The sequence below is a fragment of the Staphylococcus pseudintermedius genome (assembly GCF_001792775.2).
In the GTDB taxonomy this organism is placed as follows: domain Bacteria; phylum Bacillota; class Bacilli; order Staphylococcales; family Staphylococcaceae; genus Staphylococcus; species Staphylococcus pseudintermedius.
This window is the reverse complement of record NZ_MLGE02000018.1, coordinates 1-20,963: the sequence shown is the minus strand read 5'-3', so window position 1 is coordinate 20,963 and position 20,963 is coordinate 1. Positions and strand designations below refer to the sequence as shown.

18 protein-coding genes and 1 pseudogene are annotated in these 20,963 nt (G+C 35.2%); 12 read left to right on the top strand and 7 right to left on the bottom strand.

The features are described from left to right. Positions 1 to 148: 148 nt before the first annotated feature. The 7 genes from BJK46_RS10745 (at position 149) to yhaM (ending at position 10,480) form a co-directional block, all read left to right on the top strand. The gene (locus BJK46_RS10745) at positions 149 to 1,033 is read left to right on the top strand and encodes a cation diffusion facilitator family transporter (RefSeq protein WP_014613541.1); all 885 of its coding nucleotides are present in this window, start codon (positions 149 to 151) and stop codon (positions 1,031 to 1,033) included. Positions 1,034 to 2,898: 1,865 nt separating this feature from the next. Further along, complete coding sequence (xdrA, locus tag BJK46_RS10735) at positions 2,899 to 3,363, top strand: XRE family transcriptional regulator XdrA (protein ID WP_014613542.1); 465 nt, start codon at positions 2,899 to 2,901, stop codon at positions 3,361 to 3,363. Positions 3,364 to 3,587: 224 nt separating this feature from the next. Beyond that, positions 3,588 to 4,718: a DUF445 domain-containing protein gene (locus BJK46_RS10730; protein ID WP_014613543.1), complete on the top strand. Its 1,131-nt coding sequence runs from the start codon at positions 3,588 to 3,590 to the stop codon at positions 4,716 to 4,718. 88 nt (positions 4,719 to 4,806) lie between these two features. Next, the gene (locus BJK46_RS10725) at positions 4,807 to 5,151 is read left to right on the top strand and encodes a YlbF/YmcA family competence regulator (RefSeq protein ID WP_014613544.1); all 345 of its coding nucleotides are present in this window, start codon (positions 4,807 to 4,809) and stop codon (positions 5,149 to 5,151) included. Between the two features lie 253 nt (positions 5,152 to 5,404). Beyond that, positions 5,405 to 6,592, top strand: coding sequence for a metallophosphoesterase family protein (locus tag BJK46_RS10720; RefSeq protein ID WP_014613545.1), 1,188 nt, complete (start codon positions 5,405 to 5,407; stop codon positions 6,590 to 6,592). Between the two features lie 3 nt (positions 6,593 to 6,595). Beyond that, positions 6,596 to 9,520 (top strand): AAA family ATPase, encoded by a 2,925-nt coding sequence (locus BJK46_RS10715; protein ID WP_015729362.1) that lies wholly within the window; start codon positions 6,596 to 6,598, stop codon positions 9,518 to 9,520. 18 nt (positions 9,521 to 9,538) lie between these two features. Continuing rightward, complete coding sequence (yhaM, locus tag BJK46_RS10710) at positions 9,539 to 10,480, top strand: 3'-5' exoribonuclease YhaM (protein WP_014613547.1); 942 nt, start codon at positions 9,539 to 9,541, stop codon at positions 10,478 to 10,480. Positions 10,481 to 10,689: 209 nt separating this feature from the next. Here the strand turns inward: yhaM and BJK46_RS10705 are convergent, their stop codons facing one another. The 6 genes and pseudogenes from BJK46_RS10705 to BJK46_RS10680 all read right to left on the bottom strand — a co-directional run bounded on the left by BJK46_RS10705 (position 10,690) and on the right by BJK46_RS10680 (position 14,432). Next, positions 10,690 to 11,646, bottom strand: a complete 957-nt coding sequence (locus tag BJK46_RS10705) for a peptidylprolyl isomerase (protein WP_014613548.1) — start codon at positions 11,644 to 11,646, stop codon at positions 10,690 to 10,692. A gap of 183 nt (positions 11,647 to 11,829) precedes the next feature. Beyond that, positions 11,830 to 12,006 (bottom strand): annotated as a pseudogene (locus tag BJK46_RS12510) (MFS transporter); the annotation flags it as partial. Between the two features lie 319 nt (positions 12,007 to 12,325). Beyond that, positions 12,326 to 12,892, bottom strand: a complete 567-nt coding sequence (locus BJK46_RS10695) for a DUF3267 domain-containing protein (RefSeq protein WP_103263511.1) — start codon at positions 12,890 to 12,892, stop codon at positions 12,326 to 12,328. A 48-nt stretch (positions 12,893 to 12,940) separates the two neighbouring features. Next, positions 12,941 to 13,471 (bottom strand): HTH-type transcriptional regulator Hpr, encoded by a 531-nt coding sequence (locus BJK46_RS10690; RefSeq protein WP_014613551.1) that lies wholly within the window; start codon positions 13,469 to 13,471, stop codon positions 12,941 to 12,943. A 101-nt stretch (positions 13,472 to 13,572) separates the two neighbouring features. Continuing rightward, the gene (locus BJK46_RS10685; RefSeq protein ID WP_014613552.1) at positions 13,573 to 13,929 is read right to left on the bottom strand and encodes a YtxH domain-containing protein; all 357 of its coding nucleotides are present in this window, start codon (positions 13,927 to 13,929) and stop codon (positions 13,573 to 13,575) included. 77 nt (positions 13,930 to 14,006) lie between these two features. Beyond that, a complete protein-coding gene (locus BJK46_RS10680) occupies positions 14,007 to 14,432 on the bottom strand; it encodes an HIT family protein (protein WP_014613553.1) in 426 nt (141 codons plus the stop codon). Positions 14,433 to 14,567: 135 nt separating this feature from the next. On the opposite strand from BJK46_RS10680, the gene ecsA reads away from it, so the two are divergent. Beyond that, positions 14,568 to 15,305: an ABC transporter ATP-binding protein EcsA gene (gene ecsA / locus BJK46_RS10675; RefSeq protein ID WP_014613554.1), complete on the top strand. Its 738-nt coding sequence runs from the start codon at positions 14,568 to 14,570 to the stop codon at positions 15,303 to 15,305. Continuing rightward, the gene (gene ecsB, locus BJK46_RS10670; RefSeq protein WP_014613555.1) at positions 15,302 to 16,516 is read left to right on the top strand and encodes an ABC transporter permease EcsB; all 1,215 of its coding nucleotides are present in this window, start codon (positions 15,302 to 15,304) and stop codon (positions 16,514 to 16,516) included. The genes ecsA and ecsB overlap by 4 nt, the downstream gene beginning before the upstream one ends. A 33-nt stretch (positions 16,517 to 16,549) precedes the next feature. Here ecsB and BJK46_RS10665 read toward each other — a convergent pair whose 3' ends face one another. Next, positions 16,550 to 17,056, bottom strand: coding sequence for an antibiotic biosynthesis monooxygenase (locus BJK46_RS10665; protein ID WP_015729357.1), 507 nt, complete (start codon positions 17,054 to 17,056; stop codon positions 16,550 to 16,552). 311 nt (positions 17,057 to 17,367) lie between these two features. On the opposite strand from BJK46_RS10665, the gene hemE reads away from it, so the two are divergent. Genes hemE through hemY form a run of 3 tightly spaced genes read left to right on the top strand, consistent with a single transcriptional unit; the run spans position 17,368 to position 20,781 of the window. Then, complete coding sequence (hemE, locus tag BJK46_RS10660; RefSeq protein ID WP_103263510.1) at positions 17,368 to 18,402, top strand: uroporphyrinogen decarboxylase; 1,035 nt, start codon at positions 17,368 to 17,370, stop codon at positions 18,400 to 18,402. A gap of 37 nt (positions 18,403 to 18,439) precedes the next feature. Then, positions 18,440 to 19,372: a ferrochelatase gene (gene hemH, locus BJK46_RS10655; protein ID WP_014613559.1), complete on the top strand. Its 933-nt coding sequence runs from the start codon at positions 18,440 to 18,442 to the stop codon at positions 19,370 to 19,372. Between the two features lie 5 nt (positions 19,373 to 19,377). Beyond that, positions 19,378 to 20,781 carry a protoporphyrinogen oxidase gene (gene hemY / locus BJK46_RS10650; RefSeq protein ID WP_014613560.1) on the top strand — a complete coding sequence of 468 codons (1,404 nt, stop codon included), beginning with the start codon at positions 19,378 to 19,380 and terminating at the stop codon, positions 20,779 to 20,781. Positions 20,782 to 20,963: the final 182 nt, after the last annotated feature.

Here is a 20,963-nt window from a genome sequence, read left to right as displayed (position 1 = left end):
AACAATTTTGCAATCTTTATTTTTATAGTTATAACTAGATTTATATTCGTTTTCGTAGGATAATAGTATAGCTAAACGCATTTTATTATAAAAAGGTTAGATAATCACAGTCTCAAAACCTTATCAATTCATTTTAGAGGTGTTTTCGTTGCAATTAGAATATAAAATTTCTCAAGCTAAAAAAGGCGCAACACTAAGCATCATTACTTATACATTTTTAACATTATTAAAAATTGCATACGGATGGTTGGCGAGCAGTCAAGGTCTAGTGGCAGACGGAATTAACAATGCAACAGATGTCATTAGTTCGATTGCCATACTCATTGCACTTCAAATCTCTATGAAACCTGTGGATAACAATCATCCTTATGGGCATTATCGTTCTGAATTTATCGCATCACTCATTGCTTCATTCATTATGTTTGCGGTCAGTATTCAAGTGATTATTACAGGCGTGAAGCATTTTTACCAAGGCGAATTCGTTCAGCCAAACCAATCTGCTATTATTGTCGGTATGATTTCAAGTATTGTTATGTTTGCTGTATTTATTTTCAATCGTAACCTTTCTAAAAAAGTGAATAGCAGTGCTTTAAGAGCAGCGAGTTATGATAACCTTTCGGATGCGCTTGTGTCGATTGGTACAGTGATCGGCGTTTTAGGTGTTTATATGGGCGTGCCGATGCTCGATACTATTGCAGCCATTGTGATTGGTTTGCTCATTATGAAAGCAAGTATTGATATTTTTAAAGAGACGGCCGTTACACTTACTGATGGGTATGACGAGGAAGAGCTTACACAAATACAACAAATTATTTCATCTGTTTCTGGTATTAAAGAGATTCGTGATATTAAAGCGAGAAGTCACGGTGTTATTTCATTTATCGACGTCACTATAGCTGTCAACCCCAAATTAAATGTCATCGAAAGTCATGAGATATCTGATCATATTGAATCAAAATTACAGGCACGGCTAGGTGAAGTTGAAACAATTGTGCATATTGAACCTTATTTATTGGATGATGTAGAGAGATAGGATATTAAAAATTCACATCTATAAAAGTCAATGTTTATTAAATCATTTTTAAAATCAATTAATATTTCTCTAATAGAGTTTCATATATTGTAGTTAGAAATTATTTTAAAAAGTGTTACCAAGTCGCTTGCTTTTTTGGAATATATGCGATTGAACCTGTTACCTATAATGGTTATATAAATGTCTATTTTTGTAGAGGGTACCCCTTTTGCGTTTACTTTTAATTAGAAAAGGGGTTTATTATGTGAAAAGTGAGGGGAAGGTTTTAAATGGAACACCAGCCTTACACAAAGCATAATATTGTTCGGAATTTAATTTCAAATATCAAGAAATTAAGAGGAGTAGTATACTAGGTGACGAAATGAAAGTACATAATCTTATATATTATGTTCAGGAAACATCTTTAGTATAAAATGGGAAACCTATCATTGACGAACAATTTGAAGATTGGGTACATGGCCCGGTTTTATCATCATTAAGAGGATTATTTGTATTCTTATTGAAGATAATAATTGTAGAGATCTTATTAGTGATATGGAAGTGTAGATTATCGAGCACACAATCTATCAGTATGGTAAATATGCAACTAGGGCTTTAAGAGACAAAGCTTACGAAGAAATTACATGGATAAAAAGACGAGAAGGTTTAAATTCAAACGAACGAGGTGATCAAACACTTTTACTCGAAGTCATAAAACAAGATGCAAGTAATGTTAGGTTATACGACTATAGATATGATATGTATTTAGATGAATTTGAATACATTGATGAGAGAGTGGGTAAGTGCGTTTTACCGCCTCAGGACTATATAAGAACAATTTTTAGTATAAAGTTGCCTTATTATGATACAAAAAATTTCAAATAGCTTATAAAACAAGAGCATGGTTAATCATTGGCTGCGAAAATAGTCGATTTCATTGTGATCATACTTATCTATTTCAAAATTATCTATGAGTCTAGAAAGCATTTAATTTATGATTATGAATTTAATGAGCATCATTGTAAGGAGGTAAATCTACATCATAATCCGTCGTTCATTAGATGACATAAAGTCAGTACTATTTATTGCAGTCTAGTTAACAGGAGGATTATTAGTGATTTGGCTGAATTGAAACTTGAAATGTATAAAGAGACAAAATCAATTTTCGATAATTTAAGCAAGCAATTATTTTAACTACACTACAATAAGAGTGGTGTTTTTTGCTAAAAGTATTCCGCTAATTAATATTCATCCAGTTTATTACATACTAACAAGTTACAATAAGGAATCAAAGTTATGATACTTTTGTAGAGAAACTCTATTTTAATCTACCTAAAAGTGGTAATCAGAAATTTGAATTCAATACTTTTTCTTAATTATCATAAGAGTGTTTGTCGTATGCATACTAAATTTTCAATAACAAGGATGATGATTTGTGTTATAATATAATTCTTGAACTCATATTTACGGTACAAGACTGTTTAGTTAATCATGTTCATCTATCGTACAGGGATATACATATGAGTCATTGAAATCTAATAAAAATACATAAAACTATTTTAATATAGATTTGATTGTCTTATTAAAATAACATTGGTTATTGTAAATTGCGTTTAAGAAAAGAATTCAATGTGAGATAAAGTATTCTTGATTTTCAAAGCTTTATGGCGCATGGAAAGTCATTGATTTACAGTTTAAGCATTCTAATAAAATAAGTTGAATTTTTGTGACAATTGCGCATTTTCCAGGTTAGAGATTGTTTTTAAAAATGCCACTTTTCATTTGTCGCATTTTGTATTAATATGTAATTTGTGTTTCAAGAATTGTGTAGAATTGCAATGCTTGTGTGCGGATAAATTTTTATTTAAGAAAGGTAGTCATAATAAATGGATAGACAAAGTTTTACTGAATTAATTCAAAGCAAGTTCAAGATGGTACGTATTGAGGCAGGTTATACACAAGATACGATGGCTCAAACAATCGGCCTATCTAAAAAAACATTAGTACAAATTGAAAAAGAGCGTGTGTTACCAAATTGGACAACATGTGTATCTATTTGTGCATTATTTAGAGATTCTGAAGTATTGAACGGTACTTTCGGTTGCGATCCTTTAGAAATCGTTCAAACTATTTCAAGAAATCAAGCAGCTTACCCGAGATATTCAACAGTAAGTGATATTTATTGGGATACGCTTGCAAGCAAAAATGGTTACATCTTGCAATCAAACAAAGTCAGCGAACTTTACCGTATTCTAGATGCGGATAAACAACCGATTTTTGCATCACCAAAATTGAGAGAAGCAGAAACTTACTTCCAACGCAACGTGAAAGAAGAGCTTATTCGTGCATAATTTAAAATAAATGATAGAATGTGGGAGCATCAACAAACGAAATGTTGCGTGCTCCTTTTTTATAGGGAAATTGATGTTTAACACAGTAGTTTTTCGGTCATAAGGTTACATATGTATTTGACTGAGAATACAACATTACGTTTGTTTGTTAAACATGAGCAAGAATGAATGGATCGCTCTATTCATGTTTGATTCCAGTTGAAATTTAGAGGAGAGATGTAAATATGCAAGCGATTTTAGTCGTATTGTTTATGATCGTGATTGGCGCTGTGATTGGTGGTGTCACGAATATGATTGCTGTCAAAATGTTATTCCATCCATTTAAAGCTTATCACATTTTTGGTAAGCGTGTACCTTTCACTCCAGGACTGATTCCGAAAAGAAGAGGAGAAATTGCTGAAAAAATCGGACAAGTTGTGGAAGACCATTTATTAACTGAGTCTTTAATGAGAGAAAAGTTAGAAACGCCGGATATGAGAGCGACTGTGCATCGTGCCGTTTCACAACAGGTGGCAGCATTAGAGGAAAATCATATGACGATGCAATCTTTGGTGGAGCGATTTGATATTGATGTCGTGAAGGATGGCGAAAGCTTTGTTGAACGTTATACGAAACAAAAGTTAAACGAGAAATATCAATTGCATCAAACAGATAAAATTGCAGAACTGATACCTGCCAAAGTGATGGCTGAGATAGATCATAAAGTGAGCACATTAGATACTTTGTTACTCGAAAGAGCACGTATTTATTTAGAATCTGACAAAGGTTATGACGATATTCTAGAAATGTTAGAGACGTTCTTTGTTGAAAAAGGAAAAATTGTGTCAATGCTTCAAATGTTTATGACTAAAGAAGCGATAGCAGAAAGGATTCAGAGAGAATTAATTCGTTTGACGACACATTCTAAGGCGCGAGGTATTCTGTCAGCACAAATTCACGCAGAATATGAAAAATTAAAGCATGCTACGTTACAAGATTGGATTAAACCAGAACAAATGGCTGATATTGAAGCACAAGTGAGTGCATTGGTATTAAAACAAATAGATCTAAAACAACGTGCGCATATGCCGCTTAAATCGCTTGTACCACACTTATTTGAAATTTTGCATGATAGAGGTATCGATCGCATTACAGACTTGATTCTCGATACATTAGCGCAACGTTTATCAACCATTTTGAAACAAGTGAATATTCGCGGCTTAATTGAAGAGCAAATCAATCGTTTTGACCTCGATTATATTGAACGTTTAATTTTTGAAATTGCGAATAAGGAATTAAAATTAATTATGTTGCTCGGCTTTATTTTGGGAGGAATTATCGGATTTTTCCAAGGATTAATAGCAATCTTTGTATAACACTATAAAATGTGGTATCGTAAGCTAGGAACGAGGTTGAAAGAGACAGAATTCAATCTTAAAATACACAACTCAAGGAGAGATTAAAATGGCTGTAAATTTATATGATTACGCAAACAAATTAGAGCAAGCTTTACGTGAAAGTGACGAGTACAATGCAATTAAAGATGCATACGCTAAAGTAGAGGCTGATGAAAATTCTAAAAAATTATTTGATGCGTTCCGTGAAACACAAATGAACTTCCAACAAAAACAAATGCAAGGTGAAGAAATTAGCGAAGAAGATTTACAAAAAGCGCAAGAACAAGCGCAACAAATTGAAAAAGACAGCAATATTTCTGAGTTAATGAATGCTGAGCAAAAAATGAGCCAAGTATTCCAAGAAATCAACCAAATTATCGTTAAACCTTTAGACGAAATTTACGCTGACTAATAAAGATAAACGATTGAACTAACGAGTTTGAGATGCGATGTCTCAAACTCGTTTTTTTAGTTAATAGCTCTTGTAATGGCTTACTCATGCTTTTTATCTCACTGATCGTCAAGTCAATTTTACGGTAAAAAAAATTAACCATTTCAATAATACTTAAACGAGACGCACTTTAATTAACGAAAATATGATAAAATAAATGAATACGAAACATGCATACATAGATGAAATTTGATGATAAAAGGAGAATGCTTGAATGGTTAAGTTTTTGCATTGTGCAGATTTGCATCTCGATAGTCCATTTGCATCCAAGCGCTATTTAAATCCGACAATTTTGAAGGATGTTGAAAATAGTGCTTACAAAAGTTTTGAAAACATTATTGACCTTGCATTGAGAGAAGAGGTCGATTTTGTCATAATTAGTGGAGATTTATTTGACCAACACAATCGTACTTTAAAGGCGGAAGTGTTTTTAAAATCTCAATTTGAACGTTTGCAGAAAGAACAAATTTTTGTCTACATTGTACATGGGAATCATGATCCTTTATCGGATGAAATTAAAACGAAATGGCCTGAGAATGTGACTGTATTTTCAAATCAGGTCGAAACATATCAAGCGATTACGAAAACGGGAGAAACAGTGCATCTTCATGGCTTCAGCTATGAAAAACGTGAAAGTTACGAAAATAAAATAGATGCTTATCCGACGAATGAAAATCGTAATGTAGTACATATTGGCGTATTGCACGGGACTTATAGTAAATCTGAAGCTTCGGATCGTTACACAGAGTTTCGATTGGAAGATTTAAACGCGAAATTATACCATTATTGGGCTTTGGGTCACATTCATTTGAGACAACAACTGAGTGATATGCCTGAAATTCATTATCCTGGCAATATTCAAGGCCGTCATTTTAAAGAACAAGGTGAAAAAGGTTGTTTAATTGTTGAAGGTGATCATGTTGCGTTAAAGACACGCTTTGTGCCGACACAATTCATCCGTTTTGAATCAGCAACGTTAGAGACGGAAGATATTAGCCAACAAGCGTTATTCGAACTGATTCAAGACTTTAAAGCACGTGTCAGACATCAAGGTCGTGCATTTTATCGATTACAGTTGAATATACGCGGCGATGAAATGATTTCACCACAAGTTTTAGAACAATTGAAAGTATTGTCCACAGAATATGAAGAAAATGAACGCCACTTTGTCTTAATTGATGAATGGGACATCCGTTATATTGATATTCGTCAAAAATCTATTATTCAAGAGTTTCCTGCAGAATTACTTGAGCAAGATGATGTGTATGAGCGTGCAGTGAAAGATTTGTATATGAATCCGAAAGCCTCAAAATATTTGGAGAGCTATCAACAACATGATCGTAAAGCGTTGGTTGCACGTGCAGAAGCCATCATTGAAGCTGAGTTAAAGGGGGGCAATTAACCGATGAAAATTAAATCAGTTGAAATTTATGGTTATGGTCAATTTGTCCAACGAAAAGTGGAATTTGATCAATATTTTACTGAGATTTTTGGACAAAATGAAGCAGGTAAATCGACACTTCAAGCGTTTATACATTCGATTTTATTTGGCTTCCCGACAAAAAAGGAAAACGAACCACGTCTTGAACCACGTATGGGCAATCATTACGGCGGTCGTGTGACATTGATTTTAGATGACGGTATGGAAGTGGATGTCGAACGTGTCAAAGGGAGTGCCCAAGGGGATGTCAAAGTTTACATGCCTAATGGATCGATTAAAGATGAAGCGTGGTTAAAAGCACAGTTAAATTACATCAATAAAAAGACGTATCAAGCGATTTTTTCTTTCAACGTGCTTGGCCTTCAAGATATTCATAAGCATATGAGTGAAGTACAATTACAAAACTTTTTAATGCAAGCAGGTGCGCTCGGTTCTACAGAATTTATCGGTATGCGTGAACTGATCAATCAAAAGAAGCAAGAACTTTATAAAAAGTCAGGTCAAAATCCTGAAATCAACCGTAAAATTGAAGAAGTTCGCAACTTGGAATATCAAATCCGTGAAGAATCAGCCAAAATGGAATCGTATCAACGTTTGACGGAAGAACATGAAAAAGCGTCACGACGTCTTGACACATTAAAGCAAAACCTGAGCCAATTAACAGCACTGTTTGAAGAAAAGCAAAAAGAAGTGGCTTTAATCGATCAAGTTCAAGAATGGAAAGGGTTAGAAGCGGATTTAAATATTGAACCGTTAGAGTTTCCAGAAAAAGGGATTGATCGTTATGAATTGGCGAAAGTTCAAGTGGATCATCTCGAACGTGACATTGGTTTACGTGTTGAAAAGCAACAACAATTGCAAAATGAGAATTCACAGTTGTATGTGCCTGAAAAATCACTTTATCAAAACTTTGAATCTATCGCGAAACAAGAAGACCGAGTGAAACAGCAAGACATGGAATTGAAACAGAATGAGCGAGAATTCAATCAACATGAGATGGAAATTAAAAGTTTGAAGTCTCATATCGGCTGGAAAGAGGTACATGATGATGTCGATTCGAGCGAAGCACAAAAAAGCTTTGCGAGTGAGACGTTAAAGCAAAAGCAAGAGCATCTACAAACGATTCAACAATTGAAAAAGACGCAAGATGACTATCAAATTGAAACGGTGTCTTTTGAGGAAGAATTGGAACATTTAAGTAGTCAGTTGGTTGATGATGAAAACTTCGAAAAGAAAAAAGTCTATGACCAACGATTGTTAGAATTAAAAGAAAAGCGCAATCTGTTTGATAAGATGAAGACTTCTTTTGAACAAGAAGCAGAACAAAAGGCACAGCAACAACGTCGTGTTAGAGGGGCATCATTCTTCCTTGCGATCATCTCTATTGCGTTTGCCATCTGGATGTTCGTCACAGAAGCGATGGTGGCAGGTATTGTGTTAACTGTCATGGCCATTGTGTTTATCATTGGGATGACATTATTCCGTTCTAAACCAGTCGGATATGATACGCAATTTTCTGAAGAACTTGCCCAACTCGAACAAGAAGTCGAACAGTTAGAAGCGGAATATGATTTAGACTTTGATTTATCGACACAATATCAGTTGCGTGATCAAATTGCGCAACGTCAACAACAATTGGCAATTTTAAAAACAAAAACGCAACATGCAAAGACACAATATGAAGATACACAGATGGCATGGGCAGATGCGACGAGCAAGTTACAACAATTGAAAGCATCACTTCACTTGTCTGAAAACTTGTCAGATGAACTGCTCGTCGATGCGATACAGACAATTCAAATGATCAAAGATCATCAACAATATATTGAAAAGTTGCATGAAGCCTACTTAAAATTAAGTGAATCATTAGAATCATTTTATACTGAAGTGAATGACAAAATTGGTTCAGTATTTCAAGAGATTGATAGAAACACTCTGTTCCATGATGTGCGAGAATGGTTAAAAACAACGAGTCGAGATATGACGCGTCATGAACATAATACGGAACAATTAAACTTGTTAGAAAATGAGCTGAAACATTTGAAGCATCGTTTAAATGAAAATCATCAAGAAATTCAGACATTATTCGGTGCAATTGGCGCGTTAGATGAGGAAAGTTATTACAAACATCACGAACGCTATCAACGCTACCATGAACGTTTAGCACGTTTTAATGACCTAACACACTTCCTGGATAACCAGAACTACGGCTATGAAAAGAGTTCTAAATTAAGTGAGAAAACAACAGCTCAACTTGATGAAGAATATCAAAAGTTGTCTGAACAAATTGATACTTACAATGAGCGCTTTTTGGAATCACAAAGCGAAGTGAGCGACTTATTAGCGCAAATGAACCATATGGAAACGGATGATACTTTGAGACATTTACGCCATCAATATCAACTTTTAAGAAATCAATTGAATGAAAGTGCTGAAGATTGGGCGGCGTTAAGCTATCTCGAAGCATTAGTAGATGAACATATTAAACAAATTAAAGATAAACGATTGCCGCAAGTTGTAAATATTGCAACAGATATTTATAATGATTTAACGAGTGGTCAATATGTACAAGTAACTTATGCGAATGAGCAAGTGATGGTGCGTCACCAAGATGGCCAAATGTACCATCCCATTGAATTAAGCCAGTCGACAAAAGAGTTGCTTTACATTGCACTCCGCTTAAGCCTGATTCATACATTAAAGCCGTACTATTCGTTACCGATTATTATCGATGACGCTTTTGTACACTTTGATGCTGAACGCAGAGCGCAAATGATGAAATATTTAAGGGGCATGTCTGAAGAGTATCAAATTCTTTACTTTACATGTTCGCGTGATACCAATATTCCAGCAAAACAGCTTGTCACGCTAAATAAGATAGATAAATAGAATGGGAAGGCGTTAAAAATGAGAAATATTGAAAAGCTACAACCTGGAGACACGGTGGATCACTTTTTTCTCATCCATCGTGCGACTCAAGGCGTAACTGCGCAAGGTAAAGATTATATGACGCTTCACTTACAAGATAAAAGTGGAGAAGTAGAAGCGAAAGTTTGGACCATTACAAAAGAAGGTATGAACCAATTGAAGCCTGAACGTATTGTGCACATTAAAGGCGATATGATCAATTACCGTGGTCGCAAACAAATGAAAGTGAATCAATTTCGAGTTGCGACTGAAGAAGACGGGTTACGTACACAAGATTTTATCGATGGGGCACCGATGTCTCCTGAAGAAATCAAGGATGCGATGCAAGATTACATTTTCGAAATTGACAATGCACCGCTACAACGTGTAACGCGTTATTTATTGAATAAACATGAAGAGAGTTATTTCGTGTATCCAGCCGCAAGTACACATCACCACAACTTTGTCAGTGGTTTAAGTTATCACGTATTGACAATGTTAGAAATTGCTCGTCAATTATGTATCATTTATCCAGAACTGAACAAAAGTTTATTGTACAGCGGTATTATTTTACATGACATGGGTAAGGTGAGAGAACTGTCTGGTCCGATTGCGACATCATACACATTGGAAGGGAATTTACTCGGTCATATTTCAATCGCGAGTGATGAAGTAGCAGATGCAGCGCGTGAGTTGAATGTAGATGGAGAAGAGATTTTGTTACTCCGTCATCTCATTTTGTCACATCATGGTAAATTGGAATATGGCTCACCGAAATTACCTTATGTGAAAGAAGCGGAAATTTTAAACTTTATTGATAACATTGATGCACGTATGAATATGTTTGAAAAAGCGTTTAAGAAGATTGATAAAGGTCAATTTACAGAGCGCATTTTCGGTTTAGAAGGACGTCAATTTTATAAGCCTGAAAAGTTGGATTAATCAATGAATGTTTTGAAACATTTATGTATGGTGTTTCAATAACATTGCACTCGATTCTCGTTTGATTCGTTGTTTTTCCAAAGTAAAATCATGTGATAAAGCGATTTTCGGGTGAAAGTAATGCAAGTAAGTGTAAAGGGCATCAAAAAGGTGCGGGAACTGAAAGAGTTGTCCCGCACCTTTCCTTTTTTGACATTTGTTTCTCGCAATTACATGCCTAGTTGACCGTCTTGTGATGATTGTTTTTTCAACGCATCTGGATTTAAAATATTATCCTCGATGGCTTTCTTCACATCACGATCTTTATAATCAACGTTATATTCGTCAAGTAAATCTTTATAAGCATCTGTTAAGATTTTAGGGTCTTCTTGTAATTTGTTTTGAATAATTTTTTCTTTTAGTTTAGATTTCTCTTTATCAAAATCATCTTCTTTATCTGCACGAATGATATGGTAACCATATTCCGTTTTAACGACATCTGAGATTTGGCCTTCTTTCAATTTGAACAGTGCTTCTTCAAACGGTTTAACCATTTGTCCTTTAATGACATAACCTAAGCTACCATTTTTATCTTTTGTTGAATCCATTGACTCTTCTTTTGCGATTTTGTCGAAGTCTTTAGGATTTTTATCGAGTTTCTCTTTAATTTCATCAATTTTCTTCTTAGCATCTTTGTCAGATAAGCCTTCTTTATCGTCTTTATCTTGTTTCACTTTAATTAAAATATGAGAGGCTTTTTTCGTACTTTCTTTAATCTCTTTATCTGAAACTTTAACTTTTTCATTTAATAACTCTTTTTGGTAACTCACCAATTTACGTTGTTCTTTATAGTCGTCAATGGTCATGCCTTGTTGTTTTAATAAACTTTCAAATTGTTTTTTACCACCATATTTTTCAATTTCTTCGTCAGTTTCTTTATCGATTTGCTTTTGATCGACCTTATCGCCATATTTTTTCTCTAAAATTTTATTCAATAATACTTTAAATGATTGGCTAGCGATTTGTTCATTGCCAATTTCTTTTAAAACGTCTTCAACTTTTACGTCTCCTGCTTTAGAAGAAATTAAAGTTTGATCTTTTGAAGTTGGGGCATCATTTCCACATGCTCCGAGTAATACTGCACTTGCTGTTATAGGAATAAATAATCTTTGTATGCCTTTCTTCATCTTTTGAGCTCCTTTATATGTAATTAACACACATAAATATTACCATAATGTCTTGCAGTAACCAACGAAGAAGGGTATAAATACGACTAAAAGCTGAGCATGTGTCCACATTTATAACATTTTTAATGAATAATTATGTTATTACATGCTAATGATAGTGTAGGATCCACACCTTTTCTCAAATTATGAGGATTGTGCATGTGTTGATTTGCGTTGTTCTGTCAATAATAATGATACTGAAAAGCTTGCAAGTAGTAAAAATGCTGCAAGATAGAAACTGATTGCCTTGGAACCAGTCACATCTGTTAAATATCCCGTGATATAAGATGCGAGAATGGAGGTAGTCAAACCGATAAAGTTGTAAGCACTAAATGATGTCCCTAATGCATTCTTAAGTGCATTATCTACTTGAGATTGCTATTAACCCCGGGTTGGTATTCATCTTTCTAACAATACCATAACCTATTAAGGCAATGCAGAGAATCACTAAATTGTAAAAAATACTATAGATGAAGTAAAAAGAAATGTAAGAGGTAACATGATGATCAATATCGGTTTATGCGTCATTTTTTAATCTTTTTAGCCAAATTTTGATATGACAGTATACAGCAAATTAGGGGGGACATATTCATTGACGCAACATAAAAAAAGACTGATACATTTCAAAAGTGAAAATGTATCAGCTCATATTAATATGCTTTGAATGTTCATTGTGTACTAACAATAGGAAACCGTTTTGATGTTCTTCGACGTAATGCCCTTGACGAACTGAAAGGATTACTTTTAAGTAGAGTATGTCCATTACAGAATAACCAGCATTCAAAGCTAATAAAAACATAAAGTAATGACCATACTCAGGGTTTGCGCGTGCTACAAGGATACAAATGATGGTAATCACAATCAGTGGCATGATGAGACATATACAAAAATAAGACTTGCGTATGGGACGGTCAAGATAAATATTGTATAGTGGTAGCCAAGATTGACGTATTAACTTGTGAGCTTTTAAATATTTCAAGTAAGGTAGTACCGTTAGAATATGAATAAGTTTGTGAACGGGATATAAAAATAACATTAAGACAATAAACAATAGAAAGTTTTGATCTGTGAATGGTATATCAGAATAATAATGAAACATTTCAAAACTAACAAAAAATGTGATAACAACCGTTACAAAACTTATAAAAGCAATACGAGGTAAACCAAATCTTGAATGTACATCAATTGAACGCAAACAGTTTAACATTTACAAGCTCCTTTGCTATCAGTAATATAACGTATTATCTACCTCAAATTACTGTTCGTCAAGCAAATTTTCTCGAATATGACTTTGACATAAATTCACGTCATTAATAAAGTCTTTACCGTGCAATTTAGCAACGAGATAATGGACATCACTAAAGCTCGGAAGGTGGAACATTTCAGTTTGGAAATCTTTTGAAGCATTGTAGATTTTATTTTGTGTTTCATCATATTGTTCGAAAATTTCATCTACTAAAGCTTTACCTTTATCCGTTAAAGTAATGTACGTGTTCCTCTTATCATTGTGATCTTTTTCCATGTTAAGCAATGCTTGTTGTTCTAGGCGTTTGGCAAAATTGTATGCAGTTGAAACGTGCATCACACCGTATTTAGAAATATCTGAAATAGTTGCGCGACCAAAAGCGTAAAGTGTTAATAAAATCAGATGTTCATTCATGGCGATACCCGATTTTTTTAACCAACGCTGCCAATCACTTTCGGCATTTTTCCATAGAACTTTAGATAACATGGCAATTTTATGTGTGTAAAGCATTCCCTCAATTTGTGCTTGTCTGTCATTCATAATGCTAGACTCCTTTCTTAGACTATAAAAAAGCATGATACCGTATTGTACCATGCTTTAACGTCATTATATCGAATAATGGTCCTTCAAACACTAAAAAATTATTTTTTGGTTGGAAAATTTGTCATTTCTTCGCCACGATTTTGTAGATTTTCAATATGTGATTGAAGTTGTTTAATATTTGGATTGATGTCAGCTTTAAACTCACCAATCATTGTTTTCACTTCATCACCAATTGAGCCAGCAAAACTTTGGCTTTCATTTTTAATTTGAGCGATATAACGTTTAATATCATGGATACTATTTTTCATCGTATCGACTTCAAGTTCAAGTTCTGTCTTAGGTCGTGCCGCTTTTGGATTGGCGATACGTGTTTGACCATCTCTCGCAACTAAAGCCACACCTAAACCTGTTGCCACACCAGCAACAACGCCTAATGTCATTCGAACGATTTTCATAATTTTCCTCCTCGGACAATTTTCTTTTATATATACCCATTTGTTTATAAAATATGCGCTTTCAGTATAATTTAATCTTATTCGATGTTTGAAGCAATTTGAGCAGCAATCTCTGCCTTTTGAGCATCATCAATTCGAGATTCATTTGTTTCCCAATGATAACCGAAACCATCAATGTCATTTTTATAACGCGGAATTAAATGAAAATGAATATGGAAAACAGATTGTGATGCATATTCACCATTGTTTTGAATGATGTTCAAGCCGTCTGGGTTAAATGTCTTCTTAATTGCATTCGCCACAATCGGCAATGCTTCTCCGATATGTTTCATCGTTTCAGCATCTGTTTCATAAATGTTTGGTGACGGCGTTTTAGGAATGAGTAATGTATGGCCTTTAGAAACTTGAGAAATATCTAAAAATGCATAGACATAATCATTTTCGTAAACTTTAAAACTTGGAATGTCGCCGTCAATAATCTTTGAGAATATCGTTTCAGTCATATAGATTCCCTCATTTCTTCATTTAGTTTTATTATAGCACGTGTGACTGTTCATGTAACGATATTATCAAATGTCTATTAAATAGCAATAGCAACCGTATTTTTGATACAATAACAATTATGGAGGTGCAGATCAATGACTGTACAAATTAAAAATTTAACAGGCGGCTATGGTAAAAAGCCTATCATTAAAAATATAAATTTTGAACTCACAGATGGAGAAATTGTTGGTTTAATCGGCTTAAATGGTGCGGGTAAAAGTACAACAATTAAACATATTTTAGGATTGTTGACGCCGACTGAAGGTGACATGTCGATTTCAGGCATTAATATTAAAGAGGATATACATGCCTATCGACAACATTTATCCTATATTCCAGAAGCACCTGTCATTTATGATGCACTGACGTTAAAAGAACACATTGAAATGACAGCGATGGCGTATAGTATTGACTATGATACAGCGATGGCACGCGCATTACCTTTATTGAAGACATTTCGTTTAGAAGACCAATTACATATTTTTCCGAGTCACTTTTCAAAAGGGATGAAGCAAAAAGTAATGATTATTTGCGCGTTTATTGTAGAACCGGATTTTTACATTATAGACGAGCCATTTTTAGGTCTTGATCCGATTGGCATACAGTCGATGCTTGATTTGATGGCGTCTAAAAAAGAAGAAGGCCGCACAGTGTTGATGAGTACACATATTTTAGCGACTGCTGAGCGCTATTGTGATCGTTTTATTATATTAGATCAAGGTGAAATCGTCGCGATGGGGAATTTGGAAGCGTTACGTCACCAAACAGCAATGCCACATGCGACGTTGGATGAAATTTACATTCATGTGACTAAAGGAGCACAATCCTCATGAAAACGGCGAGACAACTTTTTCGAGAGCGTTTAAATGCTGAGCGAAAGGAAAAAAATTACTACAACAAATTTATTTTCAACGGCCATTTTTCAGTGTTTCTCGTCATATTATTAGGTGCATTTATATTGGGTTATAGTCAATGGTTAAAAAATGTACCTGAAGGCATCAATTACGCGCTGTGGGTATCCATGGTGTTGTCTATTACATCCATCTTCCCATTAAAAACTTTGTTGGAAGATGCTGACCGTTTATTTTTACTACCATTCGAACGTCAAATGAAAGCGTATATGCGTGATAGTATTATATTTAGCTATTTATCAAGATTGCCACTACAAATTTTAATGCTGATCGTGTTTTATCCACTCATACACACAGTTTATCCTGAACGTATGGCCGCATTCATTGTGACGAGTGTGTTAGCCATCATTTTACCGTTAGTAGGTTTATGCTTAAAGTGGGAATGGTACCGCTACAGACTTGAAAATTGGTCTATTCAACTCGTGCTTTTCATTTTCAATCTTGGTGGCTACTATGTCATGTTGGAAACTTCTCACTTATCAGCTATCATTGCTGTCGTGGGTATCATCGCTTTATGTGTATTGCTGAACAGATTGAATGTGAATCAGCTGTTTCCATGGGAGTCCATGATTAAACACGCGCATCAACATCGCATTAACTATTACAAATTTGTGAACATGTTTACTGATGTTAAAGGAATGCAAGAACAAGCAGTTCGTCGTCGTTATCTTGATTTCTTGTTAAAAACACCAAAACCATTTGACTCGACACAACTCTATCCATTTTTATTTAAGCGTAACTTTTTACGTGGTAAAGACGCATTAAACATGACATTGCGTTTAGTGGTGATTTGTGCATTCATCATGATTTGGTTAAATCATCCATGGGTGAATGCGGTCATTGGAAGTTTGGCGATGTATATTATCGTGTTACAAATGTCCCAATTTTATACTCAAGAGGCGTATAGTTTATGGCCGCAAGTTTGGCCAGTGTCAGAATTGTATGTGATAGAAGGCTATCGAAAGTTTTTACAACAAACCGTACTGATCATAGGAATCTTATTCAGTATCGTTTATGTGTTACTCCATGTGGCACAGTTTTATTTCATCATCTTCTTTTTTATCGTCGGTTATTTCACTATCCGCAGTACAATCAAGAAATTGAAATATCAAGAAAGTTTATTGAAAGATTAAGAAACAGGCTGGGGCGACTTCCAGCCTGTTTTTTCATTCCTCTTCTGAAATTGGATAAAAGAATTGTTCTAAGTATGAAGCGTGTGCACTTGATGATCCTGCAAGTGGTCGCACAGCTTCTTTAGAAAAATGTTCACGGAATGCAGAAGATTTTTTGTAATCTTCATAGGCTTTACGTGATGAAAATCCTAAAAATACTTTATAAATATTGCTTTGTAAAGGTTTTAATAATCGGTAAGTATTGAAACCATCATATTCGTCTAAATGAGGAAGGTAACTCTCTAGTTTCTTTTCCAACTGATATTTATGATCTTCAGTCGTCGGTATTGATATTAATGCATGAAAATCATCACTTGAAATTGAACCAAAGCGAGTTAAGACGCGAAATTTTTTAGGTTGTTGAAAAATAGTCTCGTCGTCTGTCTCCTCAATCATGACAGATTGGTCGTTTCCAGAAAAAATAAATAAGTCATGGTTTTCGTTGTTGAGTTGGATTTGATTTAAATATCCGTAAGTACCATATGTGATATAAAATTTCATGGTGTTCTCCTCCTTGTTTTCATTCATTATAAGTTTTTCTCGCTTAAATCACCACTAAAATATACTTAATTCTCACTTAAATTAAGTGACTATTTTTGTACGATTAATTCATGTCGCACGATTGATAAAATACCCGCTAAATATGCATCGATTAAGATATGAAAACTATTTCAAAATAGAAAAGTTTCATGGTTGAAATCACTTAGTTAAATGTACATTTTAAATTTTTATGACATTTGAGCCAGATACTGATGTTAGAGGGGCTTGATATGATATATTAATGAAGAATGACGTTGTTTAAGGAGGAACATATGGGTACGACAAAAAACGATACAATTTTGCGTGCGATTAAAGGAGAAGTAGTCTCTCATACCCCTGTATGGTTTATGAGGCAGGCAGGACGTTCACAACCAGAATATCGCAAATTAAAAGAAAAATACTCACTATTCGACATTACACATCAACCAGAATTATGTGCTTATGTCACTGCATTACCGGTTGAACAATACGACACAGATGCAGCAGTATTATATAAAGATATTATGACACCATTAAAATCAATCGGTGTAGATGTTGATATTAAATCTGGCATTGGACCCGTCATTGCTAATCCGATTCGACAAATGTCTGATGTGGAAGCATTAGGTCAAATCGATCCAGAGCGCGATGTCCCTTATGTTTTAGACACAATCAAATTATTGACTGAAGAAAAATTAAATGTCCCATTGATTGGCTTTACAGGTGCACCATTTACTTTAGCCAGTTACATGATTGAAGGTGGCCCATCTAAAAACTATAATCAGACGAAAGCACTGATGTATAGTGATGAAGCGACATGGTTTAAATTAATGGACATGTTGACAGACATGTCGATTCGATACGTTGGTGCTCAAGTGAAAGCAGGTGCACAGCTCATTCAAGTGTTTGATTCATGGGTAGGGGCTTTGAATCAACCGGACTATGATTACTATATTAAGCCATGTATGGAAAAATTGATCACAGGGATTAAAGCATACAACGTCCCTGTCATAATGTTTGGTGTGGGGGCAAGCCATTTAATAGAGTCATGGAATGCTTTACCTATCGATGTCTTAGGGCTAGATTGGCGTACATCGATTAATGAAGCACGTGCCAAAGGGGTTTCAAAAGCATTACAAGGCAATTTAGACCCAAGCATTTTATTGGCACCGTGGGAAGTGATTGAAGCACGCTTGAAACCGATTTTAGATCAAGGGGTGGCTCACGGACGACACATTTTCAATTTAGGTCACGGGGTCTTTCCTGAAGTGAAACCGGAAACGTTAAAACACGTGGCTCAATTTGTACATGACTATACAAAACGTTAAGTTGCAAGAATCGAGTATATAAAGGACGGATTAAAAGATGAAAAAACAAATAGGATTATTAGTGATGGCATACGGGACACCTTACCAAAAGAGTGACATCGAACCATATTATACCGATATTAGACACGGTAGAAAGCCATCCGAAGAAGAGTTGAATGATCTCATTTCACGCTATGAGGCGATTGGGGGGCTTTCGCCGTTAGCAGGAACGACTGAACGTCAAGCTGATGCAATTCAGAAGGCGCTAAATGAGACTTATGAAGATGTTGAATTCAAGTTGTATATCGGATTAAAACATATTCACCCATTTATTGAAGATGCTGTGACACAAATGAATGAAGATGGTATTAAAGAAGCAGTAACAGTCGTTTTAGCACCGCATTTTTCTAATTTCTCAATAGCTTCATATAATCGTCGTGCTAAAGACAAAGCCGACACGTTTGGCATTCAGTTGCATCATGTTCAACATTATTATCAACAGCAACAATTTATCGATTACTGGACGATGCGTGTGAATGAAACTTTAGAAAATATTCCACAAGAAGAACACGCAAAAACTGTTCTCGTCGTATCAGCACACAGCTTGCCTGAAAAAATGATTAAAGAAAGTAATGATCCATATCCATTTGAATTAGAAGACACAGCGCGTTTAATTCAAGAACAGTCAGCAATTGAACATGTTGCAGTGGGTTGGCAATCAGAGGGCAACACAGGTACACCGTGGTTAGGGCCTGATGTTCAAGATTTAACACGTGACTTATTCGAACAAGAAGGGTATCAACATTTCATTTATACACCAGTTGGTTTTGTTGCAGAACATTTAGAAGTGTTATACGACAATGATTACGAATGTAAAGTGGTTTGTGATGCAGTCGGCGCAACATATCATCGCCCACCTATGCCTGACACACATCCATTGTTTATCGGTGCAATTGTGAGCGAAATTACAAAAATTTTCCCGAAAGCGTGAGAAACATGACAAATGTAGCAATCATTGGTGCGGGTATTACAGGTTTATCAAGTGCATACTTTATTAAACAAAAGTATCCGCATGTGAATGTAACGATTTATGAAGCAACAGATCGACCTGGTGGCAAAATTAAAACGGTACACCATGATGGCTATACGATTGAACTTGGCCCCGAATCTTATTTAGGTCGCAAAACGATTATGACTGAAGTGGCAAAAGCAGTAGGGATGACAGATGATGATATCGTGACAAATGAAACGGGTCAATCGTATATTTTTGCCAATGACACATTATATCCGATTCCAGGCGGCGCGATTTTAGGTGTACCGACTGACATTAAACCATTTATGTCAACAAAACTCATCTCAATGAAAGGGAAATTGCGCGCATTAAAAGATTTGACGATTAAACCGATTGAGATGGAAAATGAAGACATGTCGGTAGGTGAATTTTTTAGGACACGTCTCGGTGACGAAGTACTCGAAAATTTAATTGAACCGTTACTGAGTGGTATTTATGGTACAGACATTGATGTGTTGAGTTTAATGAGTACGTTTCCGAACTTCAAAGCATTAGAGGAAGAACACGGTAGTATCATTAAAGGGATGCAACATGTCAAAAAAGAGCGTCAACAACAAGCACAACATAATCAACAAGGCCCACAAGGACAATTTAAGCAATTCAGACATGGTTTGAATGACTTTGTGAACAAACTTGAACAATGGCTTAAAGCGCATGATGTGACATTTCATTATGAAACGCCCGTGCATGATTTAATTGGCACACAAAAGGGGTATTATGTTGAGTTAAATGACGAATCGCGTTCATTTTATGATGGTGTCATTGTCGCAACGCCACATCAAGTGTTTAGAGAGTGGTTTAGCACTGATCCGATGTTTGATTATTTTTCGAAACTAGAAGCATCATCTGTCGCTACGATTGTCTTTGCATTTGATGAAGCCAATATTGAAAATACGTCTGATGGTACAGGATTTGTGGTTGCGAGAACGAGTGCGACGGATATTACTGCGTGTACGTGGACAACCAAAAAATGGCCACATACGACACCAGAAGGCAAAGTCCTCATTCGTGCATATATCGGCAAACAAGGTGATAACATCGTTAATGAAAAGACAGATGAAGAACTGGTAGCAATCGCTAAAAATGACTTACAACAAATGATGACATTTCACGGCGAACCTGACTTTACAATCGTAAATAAAATGCCGTATGCGAGTCCTCAATATCACGTCGGTCATATTGCTCGAATTAAAGCGATACAACAACATATTTGTGACAATTATCAACATTTACAAATTACAGGTGCACCGTTTGAAGCGGTTGGATTGCCAGACTGTATTCGACAAGCAGAAACAGCAGTTAAACAATTGTTGTCACGAATTGGATAAATGATAAGAAAAAAGCTGCGAGATGTTGCAGCTTTTTTCATTTTGGTTATATATTTTTAACGGTTGGTGAGAGATTCACTGACCGTTATTTTAATTTTTGATATTAAAAAAGCACAAATATCTCTATAATTGTAAGTGACCAAACCAACGATTAAGGAGATATTGTGCCTATGTGTAATGAT